Annotated in this window: 15 protein-coding genes; 9 read left to right on the top strand and 6 right to left on the bottom strand. The window is 65.8% G+C overall.

Features of this window, described 5'->3' with window-relative positions; all coding sequences use genetic code 11:
• Positions 1-16 precede the first annotated feature (16 nt).
• The 9 genes from trbJ to BN948_RS17165 all read left to right on the top strand — a co-directional run bounded on the left by trbJ (position 17) and on the right by BN948_RS17165 (position 6,303).
• Entirely contained in the window at positions 17-790 is a 774-nt protein-coding gene (gene trbJ, locus BN948_RS17125) for a P-type conjugative transfer protein TrbJ (RefSeq protein ID WP_035622779.1), read from the top strand.
• Between the two features lie 6 nt (positions 791-796).
• A complete protein-coding gene (gene trbK / locus BN948_RS17130) occupies positions 797-1,021 on the top strand; it encodes an entry exclusion lipoprotein TrbK (protein ID WP_238327243.1) in 225 nt (74 codons plus the stop codon).
• Positions 1,022-1,038: 17 nt separating this feature from the next.
• Positions 1,039-2,748, top strand: a complete 1,710-nt coding sequence (gene trbL, locus BN948_RS17135) for a P-type conjugative transfer protein TrbL (RefSeq protein WP_035622783.1) — start codon at positions 1,039-1,041, stop codon at positions 2,746-2,748.
• 17 nt (positions 2,749-2,765) lie between these two features.
• Positions 2,766-3,347, top strand: a complete 582-nt coding sequence (locus BN948_RS17140) for a TrbM/KikA/MpfK family conjugal transfer protein (RefSeq protein WP_035622786.1) — start codon at positions 2,766-2,768, stop codon at positions 3,345-3,347.
• 1 nt (position 3,348) lies between these two features.
• Positions 3,349-3,984, top strand: coding sequence for a transglycosylase SLT domain-containing protein (locus BN948_RS17145; protein WP_035622789.1), 636 nt, complete (start codon positions 3,349-3,351; stop codon positions 3,982-3,984).
• A 29-nt stretch (positions 3,985-4,013) separates the two neighbouring features.
• Entirely contained in the window at positions 4,014-4,283 is a 270-nt protein-coding gene (locus tag BN948_RS17150; RefSeq protein ID WP_035622792.1) for a hypothetical protein, read from the top strand.
• The gene (locus BN948_RS17155; protein ID WP_081921986.1) at positions 4,280-4,978 is read left to right on the top strand and encodes a TraX family protein; all 699 of its coding nucleotides are present in this window, start codon (positions 4,280-4,282) and stop codon (positions 4,976-4,978) included. Before BN948_RS17150 ends, BN948_RS17155 begins: the two co-directional genes overlap by 4 nt.
• Before the next feature lie 15 nt (positions 4,979-4,993).
• A complete protein-coding gene (locus BN948_RS17160; RefSeq protein ID WP_035622794.1) occupies positions 4,994-5,437 on the top strand; it encodes an OmpA family protein in 444 nt (147 codons plus the stop codon).
• A 191-nt stretch (positions 5,438-5,628) separates the two neighbouring features.
• Entirely contained in the window at positions 5,629-6,303 is a 675-nt protein-coding gene (locus BN948_RS17165; protein ID WP_035622796.1) for a DNA adenine methylase, read from the top strand.
• A gap of 1 nt (position 6,304) precedes the next feature.
• On the opposite strand, the gene BN948_RS17170 is transcribed toward BN948_RS17165, so the two are convergent.
• The 6 genes from BN948_RS17170 to BN948_RS17195 form a co-directional block, all read right to left on the bottom strand.
• The gene (locus BN948_RS17170; protein ID WP_035622842.1) at positions 6,305-6,955 is read right to left on the bottom strand and encodes a recombinase family protein; all 651 of its coding nucleotides are present in this window, start codon (positions 6,953-6,955) and stop codon (positions 6,305-6,307) included.
• Positions 6,952-7,161, bottom strand: a complete 210-nt coding sequence (locus BN948_RS26715; protein WP_138820307.1) for a hypothetical protein — start codon at positions 7,159-7,161, stop codon at positions 6,952-6,954. Before BN948_RS26715 ends, BN948_RS17170 begins: the two co-directional genes overlap by 4 nt.
• Positions 7,158-8,144, bottom strand: coding sequence for an arsenic resistance protein (locus tag BN948_RS17175; protein WP_346265422.1), 987 nt, complete (start codon positions 8,142-8,144; stop codon positions 7,158-7,160). Before BN948_RS17175 ends, BN948_RS26715 begins: the two co-directional genes overlap by 4 nt.
• A 428-nt stretch (positions 8,145-8,572) precedes the next feature.
• Positions 8,573-13,546, bottom strand: a complete 4,974-nt coding sequence (locus BN948_RS25760; protein WP_051756170.1) for a zincin-like metallopeptidase domain-containing protein — start codon at positions 13,544-13,546, stop codon at positions 8,573-8,575.
• A 3-nt stretch (positions 13,547-13,549) separates the two neighbouring features.
• Positions 13,550-13,930, bottom strand: a complete 381-nt coding sequence (locus BN948_RS17190) for a hypothetical protein (RefSeq protein WP_035622799.1) — start codon at positions 13,928-13,930, stop codon at positions 13,550-13,552.
• A 24-nt stretch (positions 13,931-13,954) separates the two neighbouring features.
• Positions 13,955-16,015, bottom strand: coding sequence for a DNA topoisomerase III (locus tag BN948_RS17195; RefSeq protein WP_035622801.1), 2,061 nt, complete (start codon positions 16,013-16,015; stop codon positions 13,955-13,957).
• Positions 16,016-16,026 lie beyond the last annotated feature (11 nt).

Here is a 16,026-nt window from a genome sequence, read left to right on the forward strand (position 1 = left end):
CGCCAGGAGAAAGCACATGAAGCAGAAGTTTTTAGCCGCTAAAGTCGCTCTCGCCGTCACTCTGATGGCCGGGTCGATCACCACCATGACGCCCGCGCAGGCCGGCATTCCCGTCATCGACGGCGGGAACCTGGTTCAAAACGTCATGTCCGCCATCGAGAACGTGGCGCAGACGCTCAAGCAAATTGAGCAATATCAGACGCAGCTCCAGCAGTACGAAAACATGATCCAGAACACGGTCGCGCCGGCGGCCTATATCTGGGATCAGGCGCAGTCCACCATCAACGGATTGATGGCCGCCACCGACACGCTGAACTACTACAAGAACCAGCTCGGCAGCGTCGATAGCTACCTGGGCAAGTTCCAGGACGTGGCCTACTACCGCAGCTCGCCGTGCTTCAACGGCACGGGGGGTTGCACGCCCGCCGAACAGGCCGCGATGGCTGAAAACCGCCGCCTGGCGAGTGAGAGCCAGAAGAAGGCGAACGATGCCATGTTCAAGGGCCTGGATCGGCAGCAGGACGCCTTGAGAAGCGACGCGCAACGGCTCCAGCAGCTCCAGTCCGCCGCCCAAGGTGCCACCGGCCAGATGCAGGCCATCGGCTACGCCAACCAGCTCGCCAGCCAGCAGGCAAACCAGCTTCTGCAAATCCGTGGCCTCCTGGTCGCGCAGCAGAACGCCATCGCCACGCGGATGCAGGCCGAAGCCGACCGTGAATCCCAGCAGCAGGCCGCGTCCGAGGCGCTGCGCAAGGGCGAATACAAGCCCAGCGCGGCCCGTAATTGGTAAGGGGGAATGATGCGATTAGCTAACCCGTTGATCCTGGCAGCGGCCGCCCTCGCGGCGGCCCTGCTGGCCGGCTGCGAGAAGAAGCCCGAGCCGGTGACGCTGCCCGAAGTGAGCGCCGAAAACTGCAAGCCCGAGAACATCGCCAAGCTCGATAAGAGCGTGCAAGAGGCGTTTTCATCGCAGTGCCTGCGGGCCGGCTCGTTCAAACCTAGCGAACCTAAATCCTGGTGAGGTGCTGACGTATGAGAATGCCAGCCAGCTTGAAACTCGCCCTGCCGCTGCTCGTTTGGCTGGCGTTCTTTGTCGGGGACGCACAAGCCCAAGCCTTGGACAGTGCGGGCCTCTTCGATGACGTTCTGAATCGCTACAACACCGCCGCCAGCGGCTGGGCCGGGGTCATCACCGATGCCGCGTCCTGGTTGTTCTGGCTGCTAGTGGTGATCTCGATGGTCTGGACGTTCGGCATGATGGCCTTGCGCAAGGCCGACATTGGCGAGTTCTTCGCGGAGCTTGTCCGCTTCACCATCTTCACCGGCTTTTTCTGGTGGTTGCTGACGAACGGGCCGAACTTCGCTTCAACGATCTATGCGTCGCTGCGCCAGGTGGCCGGCAACGCGACCGGCCTGGGTCAAGCCTTGTCGCCTTCCGGCATTGTCGATATCGGCTTTGCGATCTTCTACCAGGTGATGGATCAGTCCTCGGTGTGGTCGCCGGTGGACAGCATGGCCGGCATCCTCATGGCCGTGGCCATCCTGGTCGTGCTCGCCCTCATCGGCGTGAACATGCTCCTTCTCTTGGCGTCCGGTTGGGTGCTCGCCTATGGCGGTGTGTTCTTCCTCGGCTTCGGTGGAAGCCGTTGGACTTCCGACATGGCGATCAACTATTACAAGACCGTGCTGGGCGTGGCCGCGCAGCTCATGGCGATGGTTCTCTTGGTCGGCATCGGAAAGACCTTCCTGGATGACTACTACGCCCGCATGAGCGCAGGGATCAACCTCAAGGAAATGGGCGTGATGCTCATCGTCTGCGTGATCCTGCTGGCCCTGGTCAACAAGATTCCGGCACTCATTGCCGGGATCATCACCGGCGCGAGCGTCGGCGGTGCCGGCATCGGCAACTTCGGCGCAGGCGCAGCCCTTGGTGCCGCAGGCATGGCCGCAGCAGCAGCGGCAACCGGCGGTGCTGCCTTGGCCGCCGGCGCGGCCTCGGCCGCCGGCGGTGCGTCGGCGGTCATGGCCGCCTTCTCGAAGGCAAACGAGAACGTCTCTTCCGGCTCGGATGTGATGTCCATGCTGGGCGGTGGTGGCGGCGACTCGGGCGGCGGTGGCGGTGGCGGCGGTGAAGCCGGCACAAGCACGCCCCTTGCTCAAGCCGCCGGCTTTAGCGGCGGCGGCGGTGGCGACTCGGGCGGCAGCGGCGGCGGCGGCGGCGAGTCGAAGGGCGGCGACAAGGGCGGGGACAAGGGCGGCTCCAGCTCGAAGGGCGGCGATGCCGGCGGCTCCAAGGCCAGCGGCGGCGATGGTGGCAGCTCTAAGCCCGGCCAGGGTTCCGGCGGCCAGCAGGGCCAGGGGGCAGGGCAGGGCGGCCAGCAGGACGCACCAGGCAGCACCGGCCCCGGCATGCTGGCCTCGGCCGCATCGGCGCTTGGCAAGGCCGGCCGCGTAACGGCCGACGCCGGCGCGAACTTGGCGAAGGGTGTGGGCGCGGTCGCGGCCGCGAAGGCCGCCGGCATGCGCGACTCGGCGATGGAGCGCATCGCCGACACCACCGGCGGAAAGATCGCCGCCGCGATCAAGGCGCAGGGCGGCAGCTCGGCCGACACGAACATCGACGTTCCCGATCAACAACCCTCGCCGACCTTCGGCGACAACAGCCTGGCGGGAGCTAACAGCTCTGCCGATCCCGAGTCCGAAGTGGCCGCGTTCCGCGATGGCGGCCGCAACGACAAATCTGCGTAACCAAAGGAGTGTTCATCATGAAGAAGAAGTTGCTTTCCATCGTGGCCGCTGTGGCGGCCCTTTGCTCGGCCGGCACGGCCAGCGCGCAAGACGTATTGACCGGCGACACGCGCCTGGCTTGCGAGGCGGTCTTGTGCCTTGCCAGCGGCACCCGCCCCAGCGAGTGCGCCCCTTCGCTGCAACGCTATTTCAGCATCACGGCGCGGAAGCTGTCCGACACGATCAAGAGGCGCAAGAACTTCCTCGACCTGTGCCCGGCGTCGAATCAGACGCCGGAAATGTCGGCGCTGGTGTCCGCCATGTCGCGCGGTGCAGGCCGATGCGATGCGCAGTCGCTGAATCAGACGCTGGTGTTTTGGCAAGGGAGCTACGACGACGGCAGGACGTACATCAGCAACTCGATGCCCGACTACTGCGCGGCCTACACCAACCACGCTTACACCGATCTCAACAGCACCAAGCCGCGCTATGTCGGGACGCCAGAAAGGGGCGGGTATTGGGTCGAAGCAGCCGACTATGACCGGGCGCTGGCCGAGTACAACGAACGCATCCGGCGCGAGGACGAAGAGCGCCGCCGCGCTTCCTGGGGGGGTTACTAAGATGCCCTTTGCTGCCGACCTTCCGCCGCAGCTCCAGGAGCGCGTTGTGTGCTCGATCTCTGCGGCCGTGAAGTACGAAGTGCCGGCAAATATCGTGCTGGCCGTCGCGGAGAAGGAAGGCGGCAAGCCGGGCCAGTGGGTGCGCAACTCGAACGGCACCCATGACGTGGGGCCGATGCAGTTCAACACGACATACCTGCGCGACCTGGCCCGCTACGGCATTACGGCGGACGATGTAGCAGCCGCCGGCTGCTACTCGTTCGACCTGGCCGCTTGGCGCTTGCGAATGCACATTCGCAACGACAAGGGCGATCTCTGGACGAAGGCCGCTAACTATCACTCGCGCACGCCGCAGTACAACGCGGTGTATCGCGCCGACCTGATGCGCAAGGCCGTCAAGTGGGCGGACTGGCTCGAAGCTCGGTTCGTCACGCTGGACGTGACGAAAGCAGGGGCCATGCCCTCGATACCGACCGGGCCAGCGCCGGCGGTGCAAGCCGCCCAGCAGGCCACGGTAGCGGCCCCAGCGGCCGCACCGGCGACCAGGCCGGCAGCAGCTCCATCTATCAACGTCGCGGGCGGCTACGTGCCGCGCTCGATCTCCTTCAACACCAGAAGCGAAGGCTCGCCGGAGTAGGGCGGGCTTTCCGATTTAGCGGCTAAAACATGGACAAATTCCACACCTTCATGATGCGCTACACGCTCGGGTTCGGCCGGGTGCTGACCGCGTATTGCAACTGGGCCGAATCGCAGGCCAAGGGGCAATTCGATCTGCTCTTGCTGGGCCTCGGCCCGATCTTCGCGCTCGGCCTGCTGTTGTGGTCGCTGCCGGCGTGGATCGGCAAGCCCATTGCCTTTGTGCTGTCGCTGCCCGCGCTGTACATCATCTTCCTGGTGCTGCGCGCCTACGCCTCACGCGGGGGCAAGCGCGGATGAAGCCCTTGCACGTGCCGGATGGGACGGTCGAAGCGTTGAAGTGGATCGCGCTGGCCCTGATGACCGGCGATCACGTCAACAAGTACCTGTTCAATGGCACGCTGCCGTTTCTCTTCGAGGCGGGCCGCCTGGCGCTGCCGCTCTTCGTTTTCGTGCTGGCCTACAACCTGGCCCGACCTGGTGCCTTCGAGCGCGGCGCGTACACGCGCACGATGAAGCGCCTGGCGGTGTTCGGCGCGGTGGCCTCGGTGCCATTCATCGCCCTGGGCGGCCTGGCCGCCGGGTGGTGGCCCCTCAATGTGCTGTTCACGCTCCTGGTCGTGACGGCGTGCGCCTACCTGGTGGAAAAGGGCCGCCCGCTGCACCTGGTCGGCGCCGGCCTGGTGTTCCTGGTCGGCGGTGGCCTGGTCGAATACTGGTGGCCGGCCGTGGCCTTCGGCCTGGCTGTGTGGTCGTACCGCAAGCGGCCCACCTGGGCCGCCGCGGTCGTCGCGCTGCTGGCCTGCGCGGCGCTGTGGTTCATCAATCGCAACCTGTGGGCGCTGGCCGCGCTGCCGCTGCTCCTGGTCGCTTCTCGCGTCGATCTGCCCATGCCGCGCCTGCGCTGGGCCTTCTACGCCTATTACCCGCTGCACCTGGCCGCTCTGTGGTTGATCCGCATCCCCATGAGCAAGGCCGGCTACCTGTTCTTCTGATTTGGAGTCCGCACCATGCGCAAAGCCCTTTTCCTGACCCTCTCCTTGGCGTCCCTTGCCTTCGCGCCTGGCGCGATGGCCGCCGGCGTAGCCGGCATGGCCGCCGTGAGCTACGGCGAGCCGGTCTTGACCGCCGTTTCGGTGTCCTTTCCCGACAGCAGCACCACGTTCCGGCCGGATGCGTCCACGGCCGAGCTGCTGGCCGAGGCGAAGGGAGCCACGATCATCTACGTCAGCGGCCGCACCAGCACGCTACGCCCCAGCGCGTCCGATGAAGCCCTGGCCTTGCGCCGGGCCTTGTCGGCCCGCCAGTACCTCATTGCGCGCGGCGTGTCGCCGCTCAAGATCATGGTCAACTTCGCTTCGGCCGCCGACTTCGTGGCCGACAACTCGACGCCAGAAGGGCGGTATGAAAACCAGCGCGTGGACATTGAAGTTATCTACGTTCCCACGTACTAAGAGGAAAGCCGCTCGCTTCGGTCTAGCGGCTGCGTCACCTGCCTAGTGGTGAGCAGTCGGGGGCAACCCGACACCCATTCAAAGCGGGCCTCCATCGTCGTTCCTGGCGATGCTGCAGGCCCGTTTTCCTTGACAGCATCGCCATTTCTGACGATGCTGGCCATGTCCGATTTACTCCAAGGGAAGAAGCGATGCGTTACCCCGGCGGCAAAGGCGGTGCCGGCGTCTATCAGACGATCATCAACAACATTCCGCCGCACGACACCTACATCGAAACGCACCTGGGCGGCGGGAACATCCTGGAGCGCAAGCGCCCGGCCGTGCGCAGCATCGGCATCGACATTGACCGGGAAGTGATCCAGGCGTGGCAGCAGCTCGACGTGGACGGGCTGGAGCTGCATTGCGGTGATGCGGTGGCCTGGCTCGAAGGCCACGCCTTCACCGGCCGCGAGTTTGTCTATGTCGATCCGCCCTATGTGATGGACAGCCGGCGCGGCGGCAAGCTGTACCGGCACGAGTACGACGACGCCGACCACGTGCGGCTGCTCGACGTGCTCGCCGGCCTGCCCTGCGCGGTGATGGTGTCGGGCTACGACTCCCCGATCTACGACAGCTCGCCCCTGGCGACTTGGCGCACCATCGAGTTCAACGCGATGACGCGCGGCGGCCTTGCCATTGAACGGCTCTGGATGAACTACGCCGAGCCGGACGCGCTGCACGATCTGCGCTACCTGGGCAGCAACTTCCGCGAGCGCGAGCGCATCAAGCGGAAGAAAGCTCGCTGGCAAGCGAAGCTCGCCAAGCTCGACCCGCTGGAGCGGGCGGCGATCATGGAATGCCTGCGCGAGCTGGAAGCGGCCGAGTAGGTCACGCCTCGGTCTGCTCCTGGTTGTGCAGCGCCCATACCCGTTTCACCTGGCTTTCGCTGCATCCGGCCAGCTTGGCCGTCTCCGGGATGCTGTGGCCTGCGGTGCGCAGGGCCACGATCCGATCATGTACCTTCGTGTTCGCCTTCCGGCCGGTGTAGCGGCCGGCGCTCTTCGCCAGCTCGACGCCCTGCCGCTGACGCTCGCGGCGATCCTCGTAGTCGTCGCGGGCCATCTGCAAGGCCAGCTTCAAAAGCATGTCCTGCACGGACTCCAAGACCACCTTTGCAACACCCTTCGCCTCGGCCGCCAGGTCGGAAAGATCGACCACGCCAGGAACGGCGAGGCGTGCGCCCTGCGCGCGGATCGACGCCACCAGGCGTTCGGCCTCGGGCAGCGGTAGGCGGCTGATTCGGTCGATCCGTTCGGCAACGACAACTTCACCAGGTTGTAGGTCGCCGATCATGCGCAGCAGCTCGGCGCGATCGGCGCGAGCACCCGAAGCCTTTTCGCGGTAGATGCCGGCGACGTAGAAGCCGGCGGCCCGCGTGCTCTCCACGATGGCGTTCTGGCGGGTCAAGTCTTGCTCGTCGGTGCTCACGCGCATGTAGATGCGCGCGACCTTGAGGATGACTCCGCTGCTCTTGCTCATGGATTGGCTTCGCTGCATGAACAAACGTCCTTGATAGCCGTTCCCTTGGCCCACTCCTTCCAGCCGTCCGGGCAAAGCACGTAGGCTTTGTCTCCCGGTCGCTGGAACCACAACTGGATTTCATGCGGAAAGCCCTTGGACAGCGGCGGCGCGGTCGGCGAGACATGCACGGTCACCGGCACCTTGGGCTTGTCCGACGTGCTCATGCTTGGGCCGCTTCTCGGGCCGCCCCGAGCCTCGGTATCAGGCGCATGTAGATCACCGAGGCGACCAGCTCGACCATCGTTTGCGTCACGATGATGGCCGGCAGCACCGGAATAGCTCCCGGCACCGCCAGGGCCAGCGGCAGCACCACCAGGGAATTGCGCGTGCCCGCACTGAACGCCACGGCCCGGCCAGCCGGTGCATCGAGGCGCGATAGACGGGCAACCGTCCAGCCAATGAGGGGTGCGACCACTGCGAACGCCACATAGAGCGGAATCACCCGCAAAGCGGGTTCGATGGCGGCCCCGAGCTGGGGCACCATCGCAGCCACGACGACGAACAGAACCAGCGCCGTCGCCGGCACCGGCAGCAGACCAAGGCCCGCCGCGACCCGCTGGCCGGCCCCGCTGCGGGCCGCCCACAACTGCACCAGGGCGGCCAGGACAAGCGGGATGGCGATCAGCCACACAAACGCATGAACAAACGGGCCTAGATGCACCAGCTCGGCCGCTGCGTCGCCCAGGAACACGCGCAGGTAAGCCGGCAGCAGCAGCATTTGCGCAATGAGCAGCGTCGGGGTGGCGGCCAGCAGCAAACGGGCGTCGGCGCGGCCGATGTGCGAGAACGTCACCACGTAGTCGATGCAGGGCGTCAGGAGCACGAACAGCACGCCGAGCCTCACCATCGGGTCGGCCGGCAGGAACTGCACCAGGAGCGCGACCAGCAACGGCACGATCAGGAAGTTGGTGGTCAGCAATGCACCCAAGAAGCGAATGCGTGTGAAGGCGCGGCCCAGGTCAGCAAGCGGCACCTGCAAGAAGGTGACGAAGAGCATCAGGGCCAGCGCCGGATTGATCGCCCCTTCCAGCGCGTCGGTGCCCGGTACCAAGAGCGCGACGGCCGCCGCGACTACGACGGCCGCGAAGTAGATGATGATTTGATGGTGTTCTAGGCGATCTCGGAGCGCCAGGCTGATGTTTGTCAACGCACTTTCCTTTCGGTTCATTTGGGTATAGGCAATTTGTCCCCCCATGCTACCCCCGGCCAAGAATGCCGTCAGCGGATTTATCTTGGCCGGGTCGTTTTTGCCGGGTCTAAATGACCGCTGTGGATCTCATCGTCAGAAATGGCGATGCGAGATCCAGGAGGGCAGGGCGGCCGCCATCGTCGGAACTGGCGATGGTCGACCACGCCGGCGTGCATCGTCAGAAGCGGCGATGCCAGCTCGAGCGCCGGCGGCCCCCCGTCATCGTTGGAGCTGGCGATGCTGCAGCTCGACGTGCGCGCACCTGGTGGCATCGTCGGATGCGGCGATGCTCGAGCAAAAAAAAGCCGCCTCGGGTTGCGAGGCGGCGATGACTGCCAGCGGTCAGGGAGGGAGGAAACCGCGTGTGGTTGCAGCCCTCCGGGACTTTAGCCGATGCGCGCAGCGCGGCGCGGGCGCTCGGGCTGCTGCTGTTGCTTCTCTGCACGCTGTTCCTGCTGTTGCCGCCGACCTTCCTGGATCAATACCTGGCCCACGGCTGCGCTGACCTGGCGATTGAGGCCGTCGCGGCCCAGCTCGCTTTTCTGCGCCAGGTCGTTGTAGTCGGTGTGCTGCTTCATCGTGGACAGCGCGGCGAGCTGGGCACCGCTCAACATCGACGCCTTGAGCTTGGCCGCCTCGGCGTCGGCCAGCTCGGACTTGCCAGCCGCAGCGTCGGCAAGGCGCTGCTCGGCCCGCAAGTGGGTCTTGTAGCTCTCGGGCGTAATGGCCGGCAGCTCGCGCGGGTAGCTGTTCTCGGCCGGCGCGAAGATCGGGAAGATTGCCTTGCCGCCCACGGCCTGGGCGGCCGCCTCGGCCTTCTCGCGTCCGGGGTTGTTGCCGTGGGTCATGACCAGGTGGCGGTCATCATCGCCGGCGATGATGATGGGCTTGTCCGGGTACTTGGCGTGCAGCGCCTTCGCTACCGCCTCCAGGTTGCCGCTGTCGAAGGCGGCGACCGTGGCATGGCCCACGGCCCCGGCGACCTGGGCCGCCGTGGCGTAGCCCTCGGAGATCACCAGCGCCGGCGCTGCGGCCAGCGCATCCATGCCACCGACCGGGTGGAAGCATCCTTCCTTCTTGCTGTCCTTGGCGAACCGCTTGGTGCCGTCCTCCTGGATGTACTGCATCGTCCATTGCTTGCCGTCCACGTCGAAGGCGGGGATGTAGGTTTTCTGGCCCTCGCGGTCGGTGAACACGCCGGCGTGGGCCTCGATGCCCTTGGCTTGCAAGTAGGGGGTCGGCTGCTCGACCGGCACCAGGTCGGCCATCTGGCGGCCGACACGCTGCGCGGTGGCTTCCTGGAGCTTGTCTTGCTCGACGGCACGCTGGGCCAGCTTCTCGGCCGCCTCGGCCTGGAGCTTGGCCTTCTCCTGGTCGCTCAAGGCGTAGCCCTTGCTCTTCCAGGTAATGTCCGCGCCGGTCTTGTTGTTGATGATCCGGCCGGCGGGGTGGCCGTCCAGGTGGCCGACATAGAAGCCATCGAGCGCGCCCTTCTTGCCGCCCTCGACCGGCACGCGATGCCGCTTGCCGTCCATGATCGGGTGATCGCCCTGGGCGTTGCTGCCGGTGAACAGGCCGGCGCTGCGCATGGCCTCGGCGAACTCTTCCCTTGGCGTCATCGCTGGCCCCTGCTGGGCCTGCACGTTCTCGGGCTTCCACTGTTCCAGCTTCGCCATGTCGGCGCGAGGGCCGGCATACCAGGACTTCGCGGCCTTGTCCCATTGCGCGCCGGCGGCCTTGGCGGCGTTGCGCTGCTCGTAGGGCACGGCGAGGTACTGCCGGGCCTGCTGCGCGGCCTTCTGGCCGCCTTCCTGGGGTTCGGGTGCCTGCTGGATCGGCTTGGCCTCTACGGCCGGCGTAGCGGCTCCCTGCGCCCATTTCTCGAAGCGGGCCGTGTCGATCCCCACGCCCGCCGGCACGTACCAGGACTGTTCTTTGCGATCCCAGCGCGCCCCGAGACTCTTGGCCTCGTCCTTCTCCTTGAAGGGCACGTTGATGTAAACCTTCTCATCGAACTTGACCAGGCCGGCGTCGGCCCCGAGAGTGGCCTTCATTTCGCCAAGGTAGGCCGCAATGTCATCGGTGACATTGATCGACCTGTTCTGCACCACCGGGTACATGCGTTCCTTGATGGTCGGGTTCAGATAGACGTTCTCATGCAGCCAGGTTTCGGCGTCGTCGATGCCGGCTTGCAGCTCCTTCTCTTCCTGGGCCTCGGCCGCGCTAGGGGTTCGGCCATCCCAATGAATGTCCTCGATGCGATCCTTCGCGCGCTCGACGTTGCTGAAAAGCTCCCGGGCCTTGTCGTACTGGCCGCCCATGCGCTGCGCCATTTCTTCATCAAACACGCGGCACGCCTCGCCCTGCCAGGCGCTCGGTACAGGGTGAGGGCCTGCGGCGGCCGCCACGCGCTGTTCGTCGCCGGCCTGCTGGGCGTTCTTCGCTTCCTCGGCCGCGACGAACGCCTTGGCTTCCATCGCCTTCCGAGTTTCTTTAGCCGCTGAAATGTCCTCGTCGGTGCTGTTCGGGTCGCGGCGGACGCGATCCTCTTGCACGCGGGCAAGCCGGGTCGCCTTCTCGTACTCGTCGGTCTGCGAATTGGCGTCGATCAGCGCCAGGCGGTCGGCCAGCTCGTCGGCCTCGCCCAGCGTGCGGGTGGCGGTGAGGTAGGCAAAGGCATCCTCGCCGAACTGCGCTTCGCCCTTGCGGGCGTACAGGTGGAACGCCTCCGGCGTCTCCGTCGCCAGGTCGGCGGGCCGCGTCTCGCCGTCACGCTCGACCACGCCGACAACCCGCACTTCGCCTGTCCAGTCGTGGGGCAGGGTGAAGCCCAGCGCGTCGTCGGCCGCCGTGTCGAAGGCTTGGCGGTCGCGCTCGCGCGAATTGGTGTTGCCGGTCGCCAGGTCAAGGCGGGTCGCCGCGACAACGGCATCCGGCCGCCGGTTCTCGATCAGGTCATCCATCGCCGCGTTGATCTTGGTTTCCAGCGGCTCCAGGTCGTAGGGCAGTTCGTGCCGCGTCCAGAACTCGTTTTGCGTGTTCATCGGCTGCATGCGATCCAACACGTCCAGGGCACGGTCGATCTGCTCCAGGCTCGCGCCTTCAAGCGCACGGCCCACCGTGCCCAGCTCGACGTGCTTCAACATCCAGGCTTCGGCCTGGTCGGCGGTCTGTTCGGGTGCTTGCATCTTGGCCTCCTGTTCCTGCTCCTGGGCCAGCGCCGGCAGGGCCAGCAGTTGGTCGGGTGCATAGCTCTCCAGCTCGGCCAGGCTCCTGACCTGGTGCGGTTGTTCGTCCTGTTCGTGGAAGGCAAAGATGCGCTCGCCATCTGCCCACCGCGATTGCGCGTCCAGGTGCGAGACGATCTCCTGGCCGTGCTCGCGCAGCTCGTCATTGAGCTGCTGGGCCTCGGCCTGCTGCGAGGCAATGCTGTAGATCGGCTCCAGGCCGTTCTTGACGCGCCGCTCGTCGGCGTACTGCTCGGCCTTGGCGTTGATCTGCCGGGCGATCTCTTCCGGGTTCTGGTCGCGGCCATCGGCATCGCCGATCACCTGGTCGCCCAGCTTCAACGTGACGTAGCGCCGGCGCTCGGCGTCGTCGTGGTAGCCGGCCGACAAGCGCCGCTCGCCGTTCGGTGTGGTCATGGTTCCAAGCGGCCCGACACCCTCAAAGGTGCGATGGACAGAATCCACGCGGCCAGGCTCTTGCAGGCCGGTGTAGGCAACCTCCCAGCCGTGTTTCTCGACCAGGGCCTGGAGCGTCAAGTCGGAATAGTGCTGCTCCGGCTGCTGCGCCTGGGCCTGCTCTTGTTCCTGAACTTGCTTCTGCTCGAAGGCCAGCACGTAGTCGTGAATCTTCTCCGCGTCGGCAGCGGCGCGGAACACTTCCAGCGGTTCATCTTGCAGGGCCTTGATCCAGGAGCCGACATAGGCGGCGTGCTGGCCCGGATCGTGGCCGATGCCCAGCTCGTCGCCGACGATCATGGAAGCGATCTCGGCGCGCAACTCTTCCTTGGCGTACCCCTCGGAACCGAAGGGATGGGCCAGGTCACGGTCGAGGCGGGACGGGTGGCCCGTCCAGTGGCCCAGCTCGTGCAGGGCGGTCGCGTAGTAGTTGTCGGCGCTGGGGAACTGGCCCCGGTCGGGAAGGTGGATGCTGTCGGTCGCCGGCCGGTAGAAAGCGCGATCACCAGGCGCGTGCGTGATCGACGCGCCGGACGCTTTCAGGATGTGCTCGGCGCGGTCGATGGCGTTCCAGGTCTGCTCCTGCTTCTGGATCGGCGGCAAGCCGTCGATCTGCTCGGCATTGAACACCGTGGCGAAGAACACGCGCGGGCGTTCGAGCTGGACGGTTTCCTTGACCGGCTCGCCCTTCGCGTTGAGAACGGGCCGGCCGTTCTCATCGACCTTGTTCTGTTCCTCGCTGAATTTCCAGTATTGAACGGGCGTGCCTTTCTCGCCCTTGCGAACCTGCGCGCCCACGGCGGCGGCCTGCTTGTAGGTCATCCAACGGCCATCACTGCGGCCCTGGGCCATCAAGTGAATGGCGTTGATGCCCTTGTACCGCTTGCCGGTGGTTGGGTTCATCGGCAAGTAGGCGTTCGGCTCGCCAGGCTCCCACGGCCGTTGCCACGGCGCGGTGCCGGCCTTGAGCTGCTCGATCAGTTTTTCGGCAACGACTTCATGAAATGGCTTCTTAGGTTCCATTGCTTCGTCCCTTCGGAATAGTTTGTCGATCTGCGGAAAGGTCTGCTGCGTCCTGGAACGGTCGTGTAGGCCCTGGGCGACCATGCACGCGATGTTGTGCAGGTCGTCGGCCTGCATGGGCCGCAGGCGGGCGATGCAGGTTTCATTGAATGACTGCCGCCCGAGCTGCTGCACCTGGTCGCGGCCCATGTGATGGCTAGGAGCGATACCTTCGCAATGCAGGCAAAACACTTCCTCCGCGCGCGCGTCCTGCGTGCTGCTGGCATAGCGGCGGTTGATGTCATCCCATAGTGGTTTCAGGCTCGGCTCTTCGCGGGCGGCGACCAGGCCATCGAGCAAGGCGCGCTTCTCGGCCGGCGCGAAGGTGTTGGCCCCGTAGTGGCCCAGCACCTCATGCCGCAGCGTCACCAGCAGGTCGCGGGCATCGGTCATGTTCTCCAGCGGAACATCGACCCGGCCCCGATACGTGCGGCCGTTGTGCTCGGTCGGCTTCGGGATGTAGCCGCCCTTCATGTCGCCGGGCACTTCGGCCGCTCGCGGCCCGTACAGCTCGGCCGTGTTGTCGCGGAACTTGTAGGCCAGCTCCAGCGCGCCGGGGTAGTCGCGGATGAAGAGCCGCGTTACCCCCTGCGCTTCGGCCTTCGTCATGGGCATGGGTTAGCCCTCCTTGGCCTTGCGTGCGATGGCCTCGGGCACCGTCTCGCCGGGGCGAAGGTCGTACAGCTCGCGGGCGTTCGTGGTCGTGATGAAGGGCGGAATGTCCGCGCTGGGGCCTTCGTCGTCCAGGAACGCCGGTTCTTCATCCCCGACCAGCGCGGCCAGGTCGTCGCCACTCTCGGCGGCATCCTGCTCGCTCAAGGCATCCTCTACGAACGCGCCGGCGTGCTCGGCTTCCTCGGGGTCGAACTCGGCCTGGTAGCCGGGCGTCGCCGCGTCGGCCAGCTTCTCGCGCAGCGCGCCGGCGGCGGCCGCGTTGTCGTCAATGGCGGGCAGCTCGGGCAGCACGTCATCGGCCTGGGTGGTGGTTTGCTGGGTCATGGTCATGCTCCTTCGTCTCGGTGGTTACTCGGCTGGGCCGTTGCGGCCCTTGCTGTAGTCGGGCCGGCCTTTCAGGTCGGGATAGGTCTGTTTGCATGTGGGGAAGTTGCTGCATCCCCACCAGAATTGCCCCTTGCGTTTGGCCGGCCGGCGCGACAAGCCATTGCCGCAGGCCATGCACTTATGCAGGGACGAAACCGGCGTGGCTTCCTTGCCGCCGGCGATGCTCACGGCTCCGCTGTTGGCCTTCGCCACCTGGTCGCGGATAAACGTCTCTTGCTTCGTGATGAAGGCGTCCAGGGCCGCCGTGCCCAGCTCGACGCCCTTCAACATGCGCTCGTAAAGGGCGGTGAGCACCGGGCTTCGCACTACCTCGGGCAGCGCGTCGATGACACTGCGGCCCAGCGTCGTGCTGACGATCTGCTTGCCCTTGGTTTCCAGGAACTCGCGGCGTTTCAGCTCGGAAATGATGGATGCGCGCGTGGCGGACGTGCCGATGCCGTCGCCCTCGCGCAGCATCTTCTTGTGCTCCGGGTCGCTCACGAACTTATGGATGTTCTCCATCGCCCGAATCAGCGTGCCCTCGGTGAAGCGGGCCGGCGGCTTGGTTTTCGCGTCGCGGCGGGTGGCCTCGGCGCAATTCACATCGTCGCCTTGCTTCATCGGTGGCAGGGTTTGCGCGCCGTTCTCGTCGTCGCCTTCCTTGGCGTCCTCTTCGTCGGCCTGCTCGAACACGTCACGCCAGCCGTTGCGCGTGACAACCTTGCCGGACGCGGCGAAGTTCTCGCCGGCGATCTCCACGCCCACGGTGGTCTGCATGTACTCGTGCAGCGGATAGAACTGCGCCAGGTAGGCGCGGACGATCAGCTCGTAGATGTTGCGCTCGCGCTCACTCAAGCCGGCCTTGCTGCCCTTCTGCATCGTCGGCACGATGCCGTGGTGGGCGGTGATCTTCGAGTCGTCCCACGTCTTGGACTTGATGCGTGGGTCGGCACCATCGACCAGGCCGGCCAGCTCGGGGTTCACGTGCTTGACGGCCTCCAGGACGCGCGGCGCGTCGGCGTGCTGCGACTCCGGCAGGTAGGCGCAGTCGGTGCGCGGGTAGCTGGTCAGCTTGTGCGTCTCGTAGAGCGCCTGGCAGGTGTTCAGCACGTCCTCGGCGCTGTAGCCGTACCGCGCGGAAGCCAGCGCGGTAATGTCCGACAGCGCGAAGGCCAGCGGCTGGTTCTTCTTCTTGGCCTCCTGCTTGTAGGTGGCGATGGTGCCCGGCTGGCCCTTGACGGCGGCCACTAGGCCATCGGCGACAACCGTATCGACAAGGCGGCCTTCGCTGTCCAGGCCGGCTTGATCTTCCTTCGCCTTCCAGGTGGCGGCAAAGCTGCCGCCGGCGTGCTCGATCACGGCCTTGATGGTGTGGTACGGCACCGGCTTGAACGCCTCGATCTCGCGGTCGCGGCCGACCACAAGCGCGAGCGTCGGTGTCTGCACGCGGCCCACGGTCAGCAGGGCGCGCGAACCGCCGCGCTGCGCCCGCAGGGTGTAGGCGCGGCTTAGGTTCATGCCGATCAGCCAGTCGGCCCGCTGCCGCCCGCGTGCGGCATCGGCCCAGCCCTTGTACGTGGTGTTTTCCTTCAAGGCGGCCAGGCCGCGCTTGACGGAAACCGAATCCTGGGCGGACACCCAAAAGCGGCGCGTCGGCTTGCTGCTCTTGAAGTGCTCCAGCACTTCATCGACCAGCAACTGGCCTTCACGGTCGGGGTCGCCGGCGTTGACGATCTCCTTGGCTTCTTTCAGCAGCTTGCCGATCACGGTGAGCTGCTTCTTAGCATCGTCCTTCGGGTGAAGAATCCAGGTCTGCGGGATGATGGGCAGCTCATCGACGCGCCATAGCTTCTTGCCGGATTTGCCGGTCGGCACGTCATCGGGCGTGTACTCGTCCGGGTCGGCCTGCTCCAGCATGTGCCCGAAGCACCAGGTCACTTTGTCGCCGCCGCACTCGATGTAGCCGTCGCCCTTGCCGGTGATGCCCAGCTCGCCGGCGATGGCTTTTGCGACGGATGGTTTTTCCGCGATGAACAGTCGCATGGTGGTTTCCT

It is taken from the genome of Hydrogenophaga intermedia, assembly GCF_000723405.1.
In the GTDB taxonomy this organism is placed as follows: domain Bacteria; phylum Pseudomonadota; class Gammaproteobacteria; order Burkholderiales; family Burkholderiaceae_C; genus Hydrogenophaga; species Hydrogenophaga intermedia.

Coding starts and splice junctions, on each gene's coding strand:
- trbJ (WP_035622779.1), top strand. CDS start 17: ATGAAGCAGAAGTTTTTAGCCGCTAAAGTCGCTCTCGCCGTCACTCTG.
- trbK (WP_238327243.1), top strand. CDS start 797: ATGATGCGATTAGCTAACCCGTTGATCCTGGCAGCGGCCGCCCTCGCG.
- trbL (WP_035622783.1), top strand. CDS start 1,039: ATGCCAGCCAGCTTGAAACTCGCCCTGCCGCTGCTCGTTTGGCTGGCG.
- BN948_RS17140 (WP_035622786.1), top strand. CDS start 2,766: ATGAAGAAGAAGTTGCTTTCCATCGTGGCCGCTGTGGCGGCCCTTTGC.
- BN948_RS17145 (WP_035622789.1), top strand. CDS start 3,349: ATGCCCTTTGCTGCCGACCTTCCGCCGCAGCTCCAGGAGCGCGTTGTG.
- BN948_RS17150 (WP_035622792.1), top strand. CDS start 4,014: ATGGACAAATTCCACACCTTCATGATGCGCTACACGCTCGGGTTCGGC.
- BN948_RS17155 (WP_081921986.1), top strand. CDS start 4,280: ATGAAGCCCTTGCACGTGCCGGATGGGACGGTCGAAGCGTTGAAGTGG.
- BN948_RS17160 (WP_035622794.1), top strand. CDS start 4,994: ATGCGCAAAGCCCTTTTCCTGACCCTCTCCTTGGCGTCCCTTGCCTTC.
- BN948_RS17165 (WP_035622796.1), top strand. CDS start 5,629: ATGCGTTACCCCGGCGGCAAAGGCGGTGCCGGCGTCTATCAGACGATC.
- BN948_RS17170 (WP_035622842.1), bottom strand. CDS start 6,955: ATGAGCAAGAGCAGCGGAGTCATCCTCAAGGTCGCGCGCATCTACATG.
- BN948_RS26715 (WP_138820307.1), bottom strand. CDS start 7,161: ATGAGCACGTCGGACAAGCCCAAGGTGCCGGTGACCGTGCATGTCTCG.
- BN948_RS25760 (WP_051756170.1), bottom strand. CDS start 13,546: ATGCCCATGACGAAGGCCGAAGCGCAGGGGGTAACGCGGCTCTTCATC.
- BN948_RS17190 (WP_035622799.1), bottom strand. CDS start 13,930: ATGACCCAGCAAACCACCACCCAGGCCGATGACGTGCTGCCCGAGCTG.
- BN948_RS17195 (WP_035622801.1), bottom strand. CDS start 16,015: ATGCGACTGTTCATCGCGGAAAAACCATCCGTCGCAAAAGCCATCGCC.